Source organism: Thalassospira sp. CH_XMU1458 (genome assembly GCF_037027205.1).
Taxonomy (GTDB): Bacteria; Pseudomonadota; Alphaproteobacteria; order Rhodospirillales; family Thalassospiraceae; genus Thalassospira; species Thalassospira tepidiphila.
In genome coordinates this window covers 997,000-1,014,027 of sequence record NZ_JAYMDW010000003.1, presented here as the reverse complement: position 1 = coordinate 1,014,027, position 17,028 = coordinate 997,000, and the positions used below count along the sequence as shown (strand labels likewise).

13 protein-coding genes are annotated in these 17,028 nt (G+C 54.9%); 3 read left to right on the top strand and 10 right to left on the bottom strand.

The annotated features are described in order from the left end of the window. The coding region (locus WBY09_RS18660; protein WP_336233557.1) for a hypothetical protein at positions 1 to 346 on the bottom strand (346 nt) is incomplete at its 3' end. A gap of 43 nt (positions 347 to 389) precedes the next feature. Here WBY09_RS18660 and WBY09_RS18655 point away from each other — a divergent pair. Continuing rightward, positions 390 to 1,376: a proline racemase family protein gene (locus WBY09_RS18655; protein WP_252724086.1), complete on the top strand. Its 987-nt coding sequence runs from the start codon at positions 390 to 392 to the stop codon at positions 1,374 to 1,376. A 69-nt stretch (positions 1,377 to 1,445) separates the two neighbouring features. On the opposite strand, the gene WBY09_RS18650 is transcribed toward WBY09_RS18655, so the two are convergent. The 5 genes from WBY09_RS18650 to WBY09_RS18630 all read right to left on the bottom strand — a co-directional run bounded on the left by WBY09_RS18650 (position 1,446) and on the right by WBY09_RS18630 (position 8,332). Next, positions 1,446 to 2,114 carry a GntR family transcriptional regulator gene (locus WBY09_RS18650; protein WP_008890092.1) on the bottom strand — a complete coding sequence of 223 codons (669 nt, stop codon included), beginning with the start codon at positions 2,112 to 2,114 and terminating at the stop codon, positions 1,446 to 1,448. A 209-nt stretch (positions 2,115 to 2,323) separates the two neighbouring features. Then, positions 2,324 to 3,325, bottom strand: coding sequence for a 4-hydroxyproline epimerase (locus WBY09_RS18645; RefSeq protein WP_197147102.1), 1,002 nt, complete (start codon positions 3,323 to 3,325; stop codon positions 2,324 to 2,326). A 10-nt stretch (positions 3,326 to 3,335) separates the two neighbouring features. Beyond that, positions 3,336 to 4,637: an NAD(P)/FAD-dependent oxidoreductase gene (locus WBY09_RS18640; protein WP_197147101.1), complete on the bottom strand. Its 1,302-nt coding sequence runs from the start codon at positions 4,635 to 4,637 to the stop codon at positions 3,336 to 3,338. 171 nt (positions 4,638 to 4,808) lie between these two features. Then, the gene (locus WBY09_RS18635; protein WP_008890095.1) at positions 4,809 to 5,705 is read right to left on the bottom strand and encodes a dihydrodipicolinate synthase family protein; all 897 of its coding nucleotides are present in this window, start codon (positions 5,703 to 5,705) and stop codon (positions 4,809 to 4,811) included. A gap of 206 nt (positions 5,706 to 5,911) precedes the next feature. Then, positions 5,912 to 8,332 carry a glycosyltransferase gene (locus tag WBY09_RS18630; protein ID WP_197147100.1) on the bottom strand — a complete coding sequence of 807 codons (2,421 nt, stop codon included), beginning with the start codon at positions 8,330 to 8,332 and terminating at the stop codon, positions 5,912 to 5,914. Between the two features lie 149 nt (positions 8,333 to 8,481). On the opposite strand from WBY09_RS18630, the gene WBY09_RS18625 reads away from it, so the two are divergent. Continuing rightward, the gene (locus WBY09_RS18625; protein ID WP_336233556.1) at positions 8,482 to 10,584 is read left to right on the top strand and encodes a bi-domain-containing oxidoreductase; all 2,103 of its coding nucleotides are present in this window, start codon (positions 8,482 to 8,484) and stop codon (positions 10,582 to 10,584) included. On the opposite strand, the gene WBY09_RS18620 is transcribed toward WBY09_RS18625, so the two are convergent. Then, positions 10,581 to 11,522: an AEC family transporter gene (locus WBY09_RS18620; protein WP_063087976.1), complete on the bottom strand. Its 942-nt coding sequence runs from the start codon at positions 11,520 to 11,522 to the stop codon at positions 10,581 to 10,583. The genes WBY09_RS18625 and WBY09_RS18620 overlap by 4 nt on opposite strands. Before the next feature lie 180 nt (positions 11,523 to 11,702). Continuing rightward, on the bottom strand, positions 11,703 to 13,199 hold the full coding sequence (gene glpK, locus WBY09_RS18615; RefSeq protein WP_286791805.1) for a glycerol kinase GlpK: 1,497 nt from the start codon (positions 13,197 to 13,199) through the stop codon (positions 11,703 to 11,705). A gap of 313 nt (positions 13,200 to 13,512) precedes the next feature. On the opposite strand from glpK, the gene WBY09_RS18610 reads away from it, so the two are divergent. Beyond that, positions 13,513 to 14,064, top strand: coding sequence for a hypothetical protein (locus WBY09_RS18610; RefSeq protein ID WP_286791804.1), 552 nt, complete (start codon positions 13,513 to 13,515; stop codon positions 14,062 to 14,064). Positions 14,065 to 14,160: 96 nt separating this feature from the next. On the opposite strand, the gene WBY09_RS18605 is transcribed toward WBY09_RS18610, so the two are convergent. After that, the gene (locus WBY09_RS18605; protein WP_008890100.1) at positions 14,161 to 15,621 is read right to left on the bottom strand and encodes an NAD-dependent succinate-semialdehyde dehydrogenase; all 1,461 of its coding nucleotides are present in this window, start codon (positions 15,619 to 15,621) and stop codon (positions 14,161 to 14,163) included. 276 nt (positions 15,622 to 15,897) lie between these two features. Then, positions 15,898 to 17,022 (bottom strand): ABC transporter substrate-binding protein, encoded by a 1,125-nt coding sequence (locus tag WBY09_RS18600; RefSeq protein ID WP_286791803.1) that lies wholly within the window; start codon positions 17,020 to 17,022, stop codon positions 15,898 to 15,900. Positions 17,023 to 17,028 lie beyond the last annotated feature (6 nt).

The window sequence follows — 17,028 nt, the reverse complement described above, 5'->3', positions numbered from 1 at the left end:
TCCGCGTCGCCGTCTCGTTGGCGCCGCACCCCGTCGGTGGAGGCGGGTTATAGGCCCCACTCCCAAAACTGTCAAACACCTTTTTGCAAAAAAATGACAGAAATGTCGTTACGCAAAATTTTTGCGCGAAACCATATATAGGTTTCGCTTTTATGACCTGCAAGGGGCCCAAAACCCGAAAATCGGGGGTCGCTTCGATTGCCCTGCGCGAGAATGCCGATAAGATGTTCGCGCAAGTTTTTACCCGCCACAGAATCACCTGCGCCAAAAGCAGCAAATAATCCGGATCAACGCCCATGCAAGATGATAAAACACCCCCGAGATCGCAAAGTGATTCGGAAATCATGCGCTCTTACCCCCATCAATCAGCTCCGATTGAGGTGATCGACATGCATACTGGCGGTGAGCCGCTGCGAATCATTACGTCCGGTTACCCCGATATTCCCGGCGCGGACATTCTGGCCAAGCGCCGCTATGCCAGAGACCACCTTGATCATCTGCGGCGCTTTTTAATGTTCGAGCCGCGCGGTCACTACGACATGTATGGCGCGATCCTGGTCGCACCCAGCCTGCCCGATGCCGACCTTGCGGTTCTGTTCATTCATAATGAAGGATATTCGACCATGTGCGGCCATGCGATTCTGGCCCTTGGTCGCTATGCGATTGATTATGGTCTGGTCAAAGCAGTCGAACCGATCACCACAGTCAATATTGAATGCCCCTGTGGTCTGGTGCGCGCCGAGGTCGAGGTGCATGAGGGCAAAACCGGTAAGGTCCGGTTTTCATCGGTGCCATCGTTTATGTTTGCCAGTGATGTTTCCTTACGTCTTCCCGACGGAACAGCGTTTAAAACCGATATCGGATATGGCGGCGCCTTTTATGCCATTCTGGATGCCGGGCAATTTGATATTGCCATCACACCGGAAAATGCCCGCCAACTGACGCGTCTGGCAGAGGCGATTTGCCAAGCGGTGAATGACAGCGTCACGCTGGCCCATCCCGATCATGACGATCTGGCCTTTTTATATGGGGCGATCCTGACCGACGGACGCGATGCGTTTGAGGCATCTGCGACACGTAATATATGTGTGTTTGCCAAAAATCAGGTCGACCGCAGCCCGACGGGATCAGGTGTCAGCGCCCGCCTTGCCATTCAACACGCCAAGGGACTGATTGCACCGGGCGATATCCGCGTGTTTGAAAGCGTGATCGGATCAAGCTTTGAAGGATCGGTCGAAGCCACAACGAACTGCGGTCCGCATCAGGCCATCATCGCCTCGGTCACGGGCAAGGCGCATTATAGTGGCAAGGCCAGTTTCTGGCTTGAAGAAGACGATGTAATCGGGCGGGGTTTTATTGTTGGCCGAGTTCAATAAGACAGAAACAGAAAAGGGATGCCATCAGCATCCCTTTTTACGTTTCAGACTTGGTCGGACTTGGTTCGCCTATTCACGCGCCTTGCGCAGGCAGTCCATCAGGCTGTCGGCCGAACTTTGAATGTGGTTGGCGAGAAGCTCGACGGCTTCTTCGACATTCCCGGCCTTGCAGGCGTCAAATATCTGATGGTGTTCGCGCTCGGCCCGGTCGGTTGCGCCGGAAAGGGCCAGCTGTGCCTGGGTAAAGCGCACGGTGTTGTTACCGATCATGCGGACAATCTCGAGCGTCTTGGGACGGTTCGATGCGCGGTAAAGCCGATCGTGGAATTCGCGATTGAGCTCCCCCCACTTGGAAACATCGCCGGATCGGAACGCCTCGTCATAGACCATCAGGATATCTTCGACCGATTTCAGGTCCGCCGGGGTCAGACGCGGGACGGCATGACGCAGAAGATCACATTCAAGCAGCTTGCGGACTTCAAACAGTTCCTCAATCTCGTCAAGCGAGAGCTGCGAGACAATCGCGCCCTTGTGCGGCTGGAACGAGACGAGCCCTTCGGCATCAAGGCGCTGCAGGGCTTCACGAACCGGAATGCGCGAGACATTATATTCACCCGCGATGGCATCCTGTCGCAATTGATAGCCGGCAGGGAAATCGCCGGTCAGAATACGTGCACGAAGATCTTCGGTCACCTGATCGGTGATGGTACGGCGGGTAAATCGCGGTGATGCGGTCATTTCAGCTCTTTTATGGTGTTACCCCGACGCGACATGGCATGCTGATCAATCGGGCAAAGTTCCATCCGACAGAATCTGTCAGTTTTGCTATTCATAGCGTTGGGTCAAACAAGTCGCAATACAATTGCCTACTGTATTAGCAGCCAAACTTCGCCGATATACGACAAAGGGGGCATGAAGCCCCCTTTGTGTGATCGACAGCACTTTGCCTATTTGACAATGAAGCCATGGGCATAGGGATCGCGATCATCAATGAAGATGGTGTTGTAGCCATGCTTGCGCGCCCAGCCTTCAATCCCCGGCACTACGGCATCAAATTCACCGACCTTGGTTTTCTCGACCACCGACACCCGGAACTGTGATCCGATGATGCTTTCATGGACCAATTCATGCTCGGGATCCCACTGCCCCTTGGCAACCAGTTGGGCGAGACGGGCCGAGGAGCCAGTCCCACATGGCGAGCGATCAATACCCTTGTCACCATAAAACACCGCATTGCGATGTGTGCTGTCGGGTTGGGTCGGCTTGCCAGTCCACTGGATGTGCGACAGGCCCTTGATGTCGGGATAAAGCGGATGCACGAATTCGTTCTGTTCGTTCAGGCGACGGCGGAGTTCCGGGCTGATGCGTTGCAGATCACCGGCCGAAAAATCGGCCATGTCGCGATAGTTTTCCTGCGGTTCGACAATCGCATAGAAATTACCGCCATAGGCAACATCGACCTTGATCGGACCAAGATCGGGGCAATCGACTTCGATATCGGTTTTATAAAGGAACGACGGCACGTTGGTGAGCTTGACCGATTCAACGTAATCGCCAACTTGTTTATATTCGGCAATGACGAGGCCCGCCGGTGTTTCAAGGCGCAGGCGGCCGGGGGTTTTGGGTTTCACCAACCCTTCCTCGATCGCCATGGTGACAGTACCGATCGTGCCATGGCCACACATCGGCAGGCAGCCAGACGTTTCAATAAACAGCACCGCGACGTCATAGTCATCCGAGGTCGGGTCATAAAGGATCGATCCCGACATCACATCATGGCCGCGCGGCTCAAACATCAGCCCGGTACGGATCCAGTCATACTCATGAAGAAAATGCGCACGCTTTTCAAGCATGGTCGCACCGTCAAGCTTGGGACCACCTCCGGCAACCAGACGCACCGGGTTGCCACAGGTATGACCGTCGACACAAAAGAAACTGCTTTTCGCCATGGAGGGGGCCCTAGATGCTATAGAAACGAGAGAAACGATTAATGCGATACGGGGTCATATCGACCGGCGTTTTGCCCGTTGCCATCAGATCGGCAACCAGACGCCCGGTCGTGGCCCCAAGTGTTAAGCCAAGATGCCCGTGCCCGAAGGCAAAATAGGCATTCGCATGATGCGGGCTTTTGGAAATGACCGGGGTTGAATCCGGCATGGAGGGACGGAAGCCCATCCATTCCGTACCGCCTTCGGCACTAAGTTTGGGCAGGACTTCCTTGCCCTTGGCAAACAGCGCCTTGGCACGTTCGTAGTTGGGCGCGGCCAGAAGCCCCCCAAGCTCGACAGCCCCACCAACACGAATGCCCATTTCAAGCGGGCTTAAAACAAAGCTGTCATCGGCACAGACAATCATGCGCGACAGTTTGGCATCGTGATAGGGCACGGTGGTGTTATAGCCGCGTTCGGTATCAAGCGGCACCGGCGAGCCCAACCGCTTGGCCAGCGTCTTTGACCAGGCACCGCAGGCGACAACCACATGATCAAACGTGATCATGTCGCCAGCATCGGTGGTGGCAGCACGCGGTTTGCCGTCGCGGAAGACAAAATTGGTGACATCGGCGGTCTCGAACTTGCCGCCACGATCGAGGAAATGCTTGAAAATGCCGGTGGTGATTTTGAACGGATCAAGGACATGGCCCCAGTCTTCTTCCATCACGCCACAGGCAAAGATCGGCGCCAGATCCGGTTCGATATCGCGCACTTCATCACGGGTCAGATCGCGCAGCTTGATACCGTTACGCCGACGCAGATCAATGGCATATTCGGCCGCCTGACGAGACGCATTGCTGCGATACACCGCCATCGCACCATGTTTTTTGAAAACCGCATCCGCAAGGCCAGCTTCCTTAAGGACCGGGTCGTAATCATCCCATGCGCGGTTGAGCAAGGTCGCCATATTGGTTGCGATCTGTTCGACCCGTTGCTTTCTGCTGGATGCCAGAAACATCAACAACCAGGGCATCATTTTTGGCAAATAGCCCCAGCGCACCGAAAGCGGGCCCAACGGGTCCATCAACCAACCGGGCACGTTTTTAAGCACGCCCGGCATGGCAACCGGCGCGCATTCAGAAACCGCAACGCCGCCGGCATTGCCAAAGGATGCGCCCATGCCCGGTTCGCCGCGATCAAGAATTGTGACGTCATAGCCCTTATCAAGTAGCGCCAACCCGACATTGGCCCCGACAATACCCGCACCAATCACAACGACCTTTTGACCGGCGGCGGTATCGGATGGCGTAGCGGTTTTGGCTGATGTCATTTTGGGGCCTCTCGAATTTCGACGATGCGTATTTTGGTGCTTCTGAGCAGCAAACAGATAGCAGGAAGCTCCCCCGCGAGATAGGCGGAGGAGCTCACTGTTTCATCAAATACCGTCTCAATGCAATCACGGTGTTGCGCGATATGCATCCTGATTGCAAAGGACTGCCGATCAAAGAGACGGGCGGGTATCGATGGCTTTCTGGATGGTGGCCTTGATGGTTTCAAGCTCTTCACCAACCAGCGGCAGACGCGGTGCACGGACGTGCGGTTTGCCAACGCCGGTCATTTCCTGGGCAAGCTTGATGTACTGAACCAGCTTGGCATGGACATCCATGTGCAGAACCGGGGTGAACCAGCGATAGATTTCAAGCGCTTCGGTGTATTTGCCTTCCGACAGCAGCTTCCAGAGCGCGACCGATTCTTTCGGGAAGGCATCGGTGAAACCGGAAATCCAGCCAACAGCACCGAGAACCTGCGTTTCCATGACAAGGTCATCCATGCCGCAGAACAGAACAAAACGATCACCACAGGCATTATAGATGTCGGTAATACGACGCGGATCGCCCGAGCTTTCCTTGATCGCGACAAGGTTTTTGACATCGGCAAGCTGGTTGAACTCTTCGGGCTTGATGTCGATGCGATAGGCACCCGGGTTGTTATATATCATGATCGGCAGCTTGGTCGCGCCCGCGACCGTGCGGAAATGTTCGATATTTTCGCGCGGGTCAGCGGTATAGACCATGCCCGGCAGAAGCATCAGGCCATCAGCACCGAGCTTTTCGCATTCCTGAACATAGCGGATGGCCGCACGGGTCGAATTTTCGGCCACACCGGACAGGACCGGGATGCGGCCCTTGGTAACTTCGACGGCCAGTTTCAGAACGGCGATTTTTTCGTCCGGCTCAAGGGCGGTGTTTTCACCAACCGAACCCAGCATGACGAGGCCATCGACACCGGCCGTGATCAGGTCTTCGATCTGTTTGGCGGTCATATCGAAATCGATCGAACCGTCTTCGTTCATCTGGGTGGCAACGGCGGGGAAAACGCCAGTCCAGTTTACCTGCATAGAAAGAAACCTCCTGTTATGGCAGCACGGTAACATACCGGCGCCTTTAAGCATCACAGCCCCGATCAACGGCGACCGCATTCAATTCATGTATATTGTATACAAAACTAAAAATCACGATGCAACGGGATTTTTTTCGAACAGAAAAAGGGTCCGGAAACGGACCCTTTCGATGCGATAAATCTGACACGGACAGTCAAGCGTCTTCACGCTGTCGCAGTGGCCTTTGCTGAATGATTTGCCTCCGTGGCCTCATCACCTGTCACGAAGGCAAGGGTCTGGGCAATGATGACGCTATCGCAAAGGTCGCGCTCTACTAGCTCTCGGGCGGCCTTGCCATACGCCTTCCGCCGAGTGTCGTCTTCCATCAGTTCTTCGATCGCACCGGCGAGTGCTGTGCTGTCACGCAAAGGAACAAGAACTCCGTTCTCGCCATGGCGCACGATCTCTCGACAACCGGGCACATCGGTTGCCACCATGGCAAGTCCGCTTGCAGCCGCCTCAAGCAAGGACTTAGGCAAGCCTTCGCGCCAGGACGGCAATACCGCAAGATCGGACTCACGCAGGAGTTTGCCGATGTCTGATCGTTTGCCCAGCCATTCAACCAGACCTTCCGACTGCCAGCTTTGCAAATCTTGCTTGCTGGCGCTATCGGGATTGGCCGGATCTACGTCACCGACCAAGACAAGGCGGTAATCGCGTTTGCGCGATTTCAGAATGCGCGCAGCCTCAATCAGTTCACCAAGCCCCTTGGACCAGAGCATGCGCGCGACAAAAATCGCTGATTTGGGCTCGGACGTTTTCTCCCCTGCCGGGCTAAAGGCCGAGATATCAACACCGGATCCACGGATCAGTGCCAGACACCTTTCCTTATAGCCAAGCCTCTTCATCAAGGCATAGTCATCCGCATTCTGCACGATCACCCGGATCGATGGGCAAAGCGCGTAAAAGCGCAGCAACAATGAAACGATCTGACGCAAGATCTTTGTTTTTGCCCCATCTGAGACAAACAGGAAGCCAAGACCTGTAACCATGTTAACCGACCGCTTTGCACCGACCAGAATCCCCGCAAATGAAGATAGAACCACGCACTGGATCGCCACATTGACGATAACATCGGGATTTTCACGCCGGATCAAACAAGCCAGCGCTGTAATGGTTTTGAGGGATTTGAGCGGGCTTAGGCCACCGCGCGCAATCGGCACATGGACCAGGCGAAAACCTTCCTTGCGTAAGCCCTCAGTCGCAGCAGCCGTGTTGCAGGCAACGACAACATCATCCCCACGCACCAATGCGGCACGCCCCAAAACGATCCTGTGCGAAACAAAGGACCAGTCTTCAGCACAGACGATCAGGGTTTTACGACGCTTCACGGTGGCGTCCTTAACAAGAAGTCGCTCACGCCTTAGGAAGGCCAACGTAAATGTCAGCATCACCACACCAAACCACCACGAGGTCCAGAATGAGTAATTGAACAACCCGGCAAACCAGTAGGACGCCATCATCATCAACGTCAATCCACCTTTGACAATTCCGTTGTGGCGCACATCCTTAAAACCGGTGAGTCCGATCATTAAAACGAGCGGGACAACCACCGCCAATCCAAGTGCGCCAGCTTCCAACCAGATTTCCATAAACCAGCTATGGGGATGCCCCGGCAAAACAGATTGCGTTGAGCTACCCGCCAATTCATTCGCACCCGGCACCCAAGGTGCCGCGTTAATCCCATAGCCGATAAGCGGATGGTCAAAGACATGGCTAAAGGTAAACTGCCAGATCATTTGTCGATGTACATCAACAAGCCATATTGGCAGATAAGGCTCAAATCCACGCAGGTCGGACATATTACCTGTCACGTCGCCGAGCCAGGAAAGCGCGATCACGACCAATATTCCAATTGCAGCGGCGATAGCCACTTGCACCAGACGCGAACGAATCAGAAATACTGCACAAAAACCAATCGCGCCGCACGCAGCCAGCATTGCGGCAACGTTTGCTCTGCCATGGGAAACCTCGAGAATCGGCACAATCGCGACGGCAATTGCGAGCGAGAAAAACCGGCTTGCATTCTTCCGATCAACCGCATCGAAAACCAAGATCATCGCACCAAAGATCAGGAAACTGCCCACAGGTTTCAAGCGCCGAGTAATGTCAAAATCGAAATCGGGTTCTCGTAGCGCTTTAAGCGACAGGACTTCTGGTTGAACCAAGATCGCAAGCAGGCAATAGCTAACGAGTATCCAGGTGGCATAAATACAAGCATCCCATGCCAGTTTGGCTTTGGGCTCGATCAGACGCATCAAGTACCAGATGCCCGCAACCATCGCGAAACGTCCAAGCCAGGTGCCCAGCGACTTCTCTGGCACGACAGAAAAGCTTGCCGAAATCAGAAACACAATCAGTGTGGCAACAACCAGCCCGCCAATTGGCGTTGCGATATCACGGCGCATTTTGCGCCATGCTTCACCATGATCAGCAGACACAACCGCACAGATCAGTGACAGTCCAAGACCAATCCCGAGAGCCGCCCGACCAAAAAAGAACAAGGGTGCCGAAATGCCAAACAAAATGGCAGCGATGCCGAGCATTGTATCGCGCCAATGCCGGGTCGAGACGGTCTGTTGCATGATGGGCGGTTCCAAATTGAAGTCTGTCACCTTGCTAAACGCGCGGCGCTTTCGCGTCAATCATCATTGCAAGAACGCGTCGACCAGTTGGCACGACATATGGTTTAATCATCATCATAATTTTCAACCAATTAAACTTGAGGGCGATGATGACGGAGATGAAGGCTTTGTTGCGCTCTCCCGGTGAACGCAAACTTGCGCTGGCCAATTGCCCCATCCCGGCACCGGGCAAAAATGCTGTCCTTGTCAAAACGGCCTACTCTGTCATCAGTCCCGGAACTGAATTCACTCAAGCTAACCAGACGCACGCATCCCTGTTGCAAAAGGCGTGGCAGCGGCCAGATCTGGTCGCGCTGACGTTCAAGCATCTGAAATCGGAAGGCTTTGGGAGAATGCGTGCGCGTGTTGAAAACCGTCTGGGGCGTCCGATCCCGATGGGCTATTGCGCTGTCGGGCGGATCGAAGCCACGGGCGAGAATGTTACGGACCTCAAAGCTGGCCAACGTGTTGCGATTGCGGGGATGGGGCAGGCCAATCATGCCGAGTGGAATCAGGTTTCGGTTAACCTTGCCTGCCCGGTTCCGGATGAAGTTCCCGACCGCAAGGCTGTGTTTGCAACATTGTATGCCTTGGCCTTGCATGCGCTTCGACAGGGAGAGACGTCAGTTGGCGATCAGGTCGCTGTTATCGGGGCGGGTTTGATTGGGCAGCTTGTCGCTGACACAGCACGGGCTGCCGGTGCGTTGGTGACCGTGATCGAGCCGGACCTTGCACGCCGCAAGATTGCAACCAGAAAAGGCCGTGCCAATGGTTTTGCCAAGGCGAGCGCTGCACCGCGAAGCGGATTTGACAGCGTATTTATCTGTGCACCGGGCAAGGGAAACCATCGATTGATCGACGACGCCGCCCGCCTTTGTCGTGACCGGGGCACAATCATATGCGTTGGCGATGTGACGCCGAATGGTCGGCGCAAGACGTTGTATGAAAAGGAAATCACCATTCGGCAGGTCCGGTCCTATGGGCCGGGGCGTTATGACCCCAATTATGAACAGCGCGGCGAAGATTATCCGCTTGGTCATGTGCGCTGGACGATCAAGCGGAACATGCAGGCCGCCCTTGATCTGATGGCAGATGGACGCCTTGATCCAACACCATTGATCACGTCCGAGATTGATTTTGCGGACATCGCAGATCATTTCGCCAACGGACAAGATCCGAAACAGCTGGCGACACTGGTGCGATATAGACGCGCGGATAACGCCGCCCTAAAGCCCCCTGCGCCGTCGGTGCGGACATCCGTGCTGACACATGACCATGTCCGGGTCGGACTGATCGGGACGGGCAGCTATCTCGGCGGCGGTTTATTACCCCTGTTGCGAAAGCACCCGAAAGTCGAAATCACGGCCTGCTGTTCTCGAAGCGGGTTGGCGACGGTTGCGCTGTCAAAGAAGATTGACGGGCTTCGCATGTTTGGCGGGGCGGATGAGCTGCTTGAGGATCAAAGTGTCAACAGCGTTATCATCACCACGCGCCATGACAGTCACGCTGAATTGGCAGCAAAGTCAATCGCGGCCGGGAAGCATGTCTGGCTGGAAAAACCCATCGCCATTGATCGCGCAGGTCTGGATTTGCTGCGAGAGGCTACTGATCGCGCACCGCGACACATCTTCATGGTCGGGCATAATCGGCGTTATGCGCCGATTGCAGCGAAACTGCGCGAAGCGTTGTCAACTGGCGTAAAACAATTTCACTACCGGGTTCGCATCACGCCGCTTCCAACCGATCACTGGCTTCATCATTCGGATCAGGGCGGACGCACGATTGGCGAGATCAGTCATTTTATTGATCTGATTATGAGCCTGGCCGATAGCGAGCTGATTGAGCTCAATTGTCACTGGATTGATCGCGCGGCGGGCGACATCATCTGGCAGCTGCGTTTTGCCGATGGATCAATGGGCGAGGTCACTTACTTGCACGGCAGTCGGGGCGAACCCAAGGAAGTGCTTGAGGTGACGGCGCCGAATTTCTCGGCCAGCCTGTTTGACTGGAAAAAACTTCGGGTGAATGGCCGGATCGTAACACGCAACTGGTTTGGGCAGGACAAGGGTCAGGCGGCTGCGATAGAGGCCTTTGCGGGTGCAGTTACAAGTGGCGAGCGCCCTGCCCTGATGCCAAGCATTGAAGACGAGATTGATCTGATGGCGCGTATCCTGATGGCTGCCAACACAACCACCGCCCAAACACCAAATTAAAGCAGCCCGGCATACAGGATCAGAAGCGGCAAGGTCAGCATACTGATGATGGTGGTCAGCAAGATCGTCGTGGATGAACGATCAATGCAAACATTATAACTGCCCGCGACAATCGCGACATTGGCCCCGCTTGGCAGTGCAGCCACCAATGTGACGATCATCAGCCAAAGCGGCGGCAGATCGAAAATGAAATGCCCAACCGAAAACACCAGAAGCGGCTGGACAAACATCTTGGCCGTAGTACACAGCAAACTGGCACTGAGGTTACCGCGCACCGACTGCCCGTAAAGCCCGGCCCCGACCAGCAAAAGTGCGATGGTCGGCCCCGCCGTGCGGAACCGTTCAAGCGTGCCATCGACCATTTCGGGCATGCGGATTTCAAACAGCGATGCCAGAACGCCAAGCACAATCGCCGCAATGATCGGGTTTCTGGCCACACGCACGATGCTGCGAAATACATTGGACAACCAATGACCGTCGCCACCGCGGCTGCCCTCAACAATCAGAATTGTCATCCCCATCAGGGTGACTGGATGGATCGACAGCACGATCAAAAGCGGCACCAGGCCTTCTTCGCCGTAAACCGCCTGTACAAGCGGGATACCGAGAAGAACGATGTTGGAAAAGACGCCGCCCATCGCGGTGACGGCCGCTTCATCGGTTTTGGCACTCAGCCAAAGCTTGGCGATTATAAATACCAGCGCGAAGTTCAACAGCACGCCGGAATAATAACTGCCCCAAAGCCGCAGATCGAAATGCGCGCTGATGTCGGATTGTGACAGGGTCTGAAACAGCATCGCCGGGATAAAGGCATTCATGGCAAGCTTGGCCAGAAACGGAATGCCTTCACGCTTGATGATCTTGATGTGCGTAAGAAGAAAACCGCACAGGATCGTCAAAAAGACCGGTCCAACTTTTCCGACGATCAGATCAAGCATGTTTCCCCCAAAGGCGAGAATGAGCACCAAAGCCCAGAGCAGCGCAACAGATCGGGTAAACCACGTCGGTCACGCATAAAGAAAGGACAGCATCATTGACGCTGTCCTTTGATAGTACAAATCATTTCGCGGACTTACCAGCCCCGCACCGCAATTCCATTGGCAAGGCAGCCATGCGTATCAGTCACTTGGCGCTGTTTGCACGCGCTTGACCGCATCTTTCCAGCCATCAAGCAATCCCTGACGGCGGCCCGGTTCGATATCGGGCTCGAAGCTGGCATCGAGGTGCCATTTCTCGGAAATATGATCGAGATCGCGGTAAATACCGGCCTGCAATCCGGCAAAGTATGCCGCCCCCAGTGCTGTGGTTTCGGTGACTTCGGGGCGTTCAACCGAAATACCCAACACGTCTGAAAGCATCTGACACATCCAGTCATTGGCAACCATGCCGCCATCAACCCGAACCGCCTTGGGCGACACGCCATCGGCCGCCATGGCTTCGAACAGATCAAATGTCTGATAACAAACGCTTTCGAGTGCAGCCCGCACGAACTCGCGCGGGCCGGTATCACGGGTCAGGCCGAAAATCGCCCCGCGGGCATCCGGGTCCCAATAGGGTGCGCCAAGTCCGGTAAAGGCCGGGACAAGGTAAACACCGTGATTGTCATCAAGCGATTTGGCCAACCCTTCTGTTTCGGCCGCCGACTTGATGATACCAAGACCGTCGCGCAGCCATTGAACCGCCGCCCCGGCCACAAAGATGGCACCTTCAATGGCGTAGCTTGTTTTGCCATTGATGCGATAGCCAACCGTGGTCAGAAGCCGGTGCTGCGATGTTACCGCCTCATCGCCGGTATTCAGGATAACAAAGCAGCCCGTGCCATAGGTACTTTTGATATCGCCCGGCTCAAAGCAGCACTGACCGAATGCAGCTGCCTGCTGATCACCCGCCATGCCCATCACCGGGATTTCCGCGCCAAACAGATCGGCATCTGTTACCCCGAAATCAGCCGCACAGTCCTTGACATCGGGCAGCATGTTGCGCGGAACGCGGAAGATTTTGCAAAGCTCGTCATCCCAGGCGTTTTCGCGAATGTTGAACAGGTTGGTGCGGGCCGCATTGGTCGCATCGGTTGCGTGCGACTTGCCACCGGTCAGACGCCACAACAGGAAACTGTCGACCGTCCCAAAGGCCAGATCGCCCTGATCAGCGCGTGCACGCGCGCCGGAAACATGATCAAGGATCCACGCAACCTTCGTGGCCGAGAAATACGGATCAATCAACAGACCGGACTTGGCATTGACCGCCTGTTCAAGCTTGGGATCACGCTTTTTAAGATCATGACACAGTGCCGCTGTGCGGCGATCCTGCCAGACAATCGCGTTATAGATCGCCTTGCCGGTCTTGCGATCCCAGACAACGGTGGTTTCACGCTGGTTGGTGATGCCAATTGCGGCGACCTTGGCGATATCAACCCGCGCCAATGCCTCCTTGCAGACGGCGACCACGGTGCCCCACAAATCTTCCGGGTCATGTTCGACCCAGCCACTATTGGGGAAATGTTGCGGGAATTCCTGCTGGGCGACGGAAACGGAGCGGCCGTTTTCATCAAAGACAATGGCGCGTGAGCTTGTCGTTCCCTGATCGATGGCAAGGATATAGCGCGTTTCTGACATGTTTGTTTTCCTCCCGAGCCGGCAGGTTTCCTGCCATCCGACCCTGCATACATTGATGCGTTGCGGCCCGTCCACATGACGATGCCATTGGTTTTATCGCTCTATTTAGAAAAAAATCGCGGCAAAAAACAATTCGTTTTCGAAAATTTTTCTGTGCAATGCGTTCATACCTCTGATTTACAAGGGAATTTTCAAACCGGTCTTGCTGACCAAACAGGCGGGAAAAACGTGCCCGCTTAGCACGGCACAGGGTTTGCAACGAAAACAGAAGAATGAATTTCAACCGGCATCTTTTTCCCCATGGAGGTTTCTGATGGGATTGTATGAAACGTTGGCTGCTGTCACCAACACCGCACAAAGCGCCAAAAGTGCGGCCAGTTTCCGCCAGACCATTTCATCGAACACCGTCCCGCTTCCCGAAAAGAAGAAGGAAGAAAATGCCGAGCTGGCCTATATCCGCGAACATGGTTTCACGACCTATGTGAAGGAAATTGAGGAACGCAAGATCGAAGAATTGCGTGCGAAGATCCTGCAAAGCATGGGCCTTGATGAAGAGAAACTGGCCGAAATGGATGCTGATGATCGCCAGGCCATCGAAAAGGTCATTGCCGATGCCATCGAGCAGCGCCTGAACGGTAACAGCGTTGCCGAGGCCGAACTTGGCAAATCAGCCGACGGGGATGAAACCGCCGATGAGCGCCGCGACCGTCTGCAGGCGCGGATCGCGTTTAACCCGAACATGTTTGATGTGTTTACCGAATTGCAGTCCGAACTGCCAAGCGGCTCGTCGCAGTCGATTACCGGCAAGCAGGACGAACAGGATGAAGCCTCTGGCGCACGCAAGAAAAACATCTTTGATGTCTGAATGCGGGCCTTGTGGCTTTCAATACAAAAGGGCGCTGCGAGTTGCAGCGCCCTTTTTCTTTTCTGACTTTTGGTATGCCTTCTGGGGGGATAAGCGTTATTCGTCAACGCCGCCCATGCAGACATATTTGACTTCGAGGTAGTCCTCGACACCGTATTTCGATCCTTCACGGCCGACACCGGATTGTTTGACGCCACCAAACGGTGCCACCTCGGTCGAGATGATGCCCGTATTGACCCCGACAATCCCGCTTTCAAGGCCTTCGGCCAGTTTCCAGATCCGGTTGATGTCACGCGAATAGAAGTAGGATGCCAGACCGAACTCGGAATCATTGGCCATCTCAAGTACTTCGTCATCGGTTTTGAAGCGGATCAGCGGTGCCATCGGGCCAAAGGTTTCCTCGCGGAAGACGGTCATTTCGCGGGTAGCATCGGCAATCACGGTCGGCTGGAAGAACGAGCCGCCCTTTTCGTGACGCTTGCCACCCGTCAGGATACGCCCCCCCTTGGCAACCGCATCGGCAATCTGGCTTTCGACCTTTTCGACGGCCTTTTCCGTGATCAGCGGTCCGATCACAACGCCTTCGTCCGCACCATTACCAACGGTCATTTTGGCAACCTTGGCGGCATATTTCTCGGCGAACTCGTCATAGATTGCATCATGGACGAACAGACGGTTGGCACAGACACAGGTCTGGCCGGCGTTGCGGTATTTGGACGCAATCGCACCTTCGACCGCCGCATCGATATCGGCATCTTCACAGACGATAAACGGCGCATTGCCGCCAAGCTCCAGGCTGACCTTTTTGACGGTATCGGAACACTGGCGCATCAACAAACGCCCAATCGCGGTCGAACCGGTAAAGGTCAGTTTGCGGACCTTGGCATTTTCGGTCATTTCCGCACCGATCACCGGCGCATCACCGGTAACGATGGACAACAGCCCCTTGGGCAGACCGGCACGTTCGGCCAAAATGGCCATGGCAAGGGCGGAATACGGTGTTTCCATCGCCGGTTTGACCACCATTGCACAGCCAACGGCCAATGCCGGGGCGGCTTTGCGGGTGATCATCGCGGTCGGGAAGTTCCATGGCGTGATGGCGGCACACACACCAATCGGTTCTTTGAGAACCATCACACGGCGACCTTCGGCAAAGGTCGGGATCACATCGCCATAGACGCGTTTGGCTTCTTCGGCAAACCACTGCAGGAAAGATGAGCCATAGGCGATCTCGCCCTTGGCCTCGGTCAATGGTTTACCCTGCTCTGCCGTCATCAGGGCGGCGAGGTCATCCTGATTTTCCATCATCAGGTCGTACCATTTCATCAGGATGCCCGCACGTTCCTTGGCGGTGCGCTTTTTCCAAAGCTTCTGCGCCTTTTCGGCGACATCAATGGCATGCGCAACTTCATCACGGCCAAGAACCGGCACGGTGCCAAGCACTTCACCGGTTGCAGGGTTGGTTACCTCGGCGGTTTTCCCGTCTGGGGCATCGACCCATTCCCCGCCGACATAGGCCTGCTGGGTGAAAAGACTGGGGTCTTTAAGCGAAATCATTTGAGTGCCTCCGGAAAGCATTATTGGGAGCGACATGATCGCATTCTGGTCTTTATCTAGTCTGCTCCGTGGTGGATGCCACATTTTTGCGGGATATTTACCCAATAGCAATCGCAAACCGGGGCCGAGGCCTGCTTTGCTAGAAGATTTCATCAAAGAACAGCCAATCACCGCCGATTAGCAGAACCTGCGATATTTGCGCAAAAAAGCGGGAACAACAGTGTTGCTCCCGCCATGGCCAGTCATCGCGTTATTGTGTTATGCGCCAACACACACCTAGTTCGACAGTGTCCCGAAATAGCCCGACTGATAATCAATCGGCAGAAACCGGTCATGAAGCTGTTTGAAGGTTTCATCGGGATCGATATCTGCAAACAGTTCGGGGTGAAACCATTTGGCCATCTGCTGAATGGCGACGAACTGATAGGGGCTGTTGTAAAACTGATGCCAGACCGCATGAAATGCGTTGGTCTTTTGCGCCTTGATGCCGAGATAAGCCGGGCGTGTCGGATAGAATTTCAGTTTTTCAACGATTTCGTCCGGGTCGGCACCCGGACCAACTGGAACCCATTTGCCGCCCGGCACATAGACATCCCACATCGCGCTGGTGACAATGATGTGGTCCGGATCGGAAACAATGACCTGTTCGGCATTGATCTGCCCGAAAGTGCCAGGGATCAGATCCTTGGCAATATTGTCGCCACCGGCCATTTCAACCATCGCACCGAAATTGCCATCGCCAAATGAATGGCAACAATCCTCGTAAAACCCGGCGGCACGATCGATGAATACCTTTGGACGTTCCGGTTTCACACTGGCCAGACGATCAGTGATTTTTGCGATTTCCTCAGCACGGAACGCGATAAATTCCTCGGCACGGTCTTCCTTGCCAAACAGTTTTCCGAACAAACGTATGGAGGGTTCGGTATTGACTTCCGGGCTGTTACGAAAATCGACATAGACCACAGGGATATCAAGGGCTCCAAGCTTTTCGATATAGGCGGCTTCTTCCACCGCGCGCTTGGTTTCAAGATTGAGGAAAACGATATCAGGCTTTTGCGCAATCGTGGTTTCGATATCAATCAGGCTTTGCTCCAGCCCCTCGAAGGCCGGGATATCGGCAAATGCGGGGAATTTCGAAAGATAGGCCTGATAGGTCGCCGGATCGGCTTCGATCAGGTCCTTGCGCCAACCGACAATGCGCGCCGCCGGATTTTCGCGATCAAGGGCGGCAATGATGTAAAGCTGGCGACCCTCGCCAAGGATGGCACGTTTTATCGGGACATTGACCGCAACTTCGCGCCCGGCGATATCGGTTACCGTGATGGTTTCGGCCTGTGCTGGCATCGGCCCAATCAGAACCAAAACCATAAACACAAGCATCTGTGAAAGTTTACGCATCCTCGT

Bases quoted from the DNA above. Each gene is read 5' to 3' on its own strand.
- WBY09_RS18620 (WP_063087976.1), bottom strand. From the start codon at position 11,522: ATGCTTGATCTGATCGTCGGAAAAGTTGGACCGGTCTTTTTGACGATC.
- WBY09_RS18610 (WP_286791804.1), top strand. From the start codon at position 13,513: ATGGGATTGTATGAAACGTTGGCTGCTGTCACCAACACCGCACAAAGC.
- WBY09_RS18625 (WP_336233556.1), top strand. From the start codon at position 8,482: ATGACGGAGATGAAGGCTTTGTTGCGCTCTCCCGGTGAACGCAAACTT.
- WBY09_RS18655 (WP_252724086.1), top strand. From the start codon at position 390: ATGCATACTGGCGGTGAGCCGCTGCGAATCATTACGTCCGGTTACCCC.
- WBY09_RS18635 (WP_008890095.1), bottom strand. From the start codon at position 5,705: ATGCAGGTAAACTGGACTGGCGTTTTCCCCGCCGTTGCCACCCAGATG.
- WBY09_RS18645 (WP_197147102.1), bottom strand. From the start codon at position 3,325: ATGGCGAAAAGCAGTTTCTTTTGTGTCGACGGTCATACCTGTGGCAAC.
- WBY09_RS18640 (WP_197147101.1), bottom strand. From the start codon at position 4,637: ATGACATCAGCCAAAACCGCTACGCCATCCGATACCGCCGCCGGTCAA.
- glpK (WP_286791805.1), bottom strand. From the start codon at position 13,199: ATGTCAGAAACGCGCTATATCCTTGCCATCGATCAGGGAACGACAAGC.
- WBY09_RS18630 (WP_197147100.1), bottom strand. From the start codon at position 8,332: ATGCAACAGACCGTCTCGACCCGGCATTGGCGCGATACAATGCTCGGC.
- WBY09_RS18600 (WP_286791803.1), bottom strand. From the start codon at position 17,022: ATGCGTAAACTTTCACAGATGCTTGTGTTTATGGTTTTGGTTCTGATT.
- WBY09_RS18605 (WP_008890100.1), bottom strand. From the start codon at position 15,621: ATGATTTCGCTTAAAGACCCCAGTCTTTTCACCCAGCAGGCCTATGTC.
- WBY09_RS18650 (WP_008890092.1), bottom strand. From the start codon at position 2,114: ATGACCGCATCACCGCGATTTACCCGCCGTACCATCACCGATCAGGTG.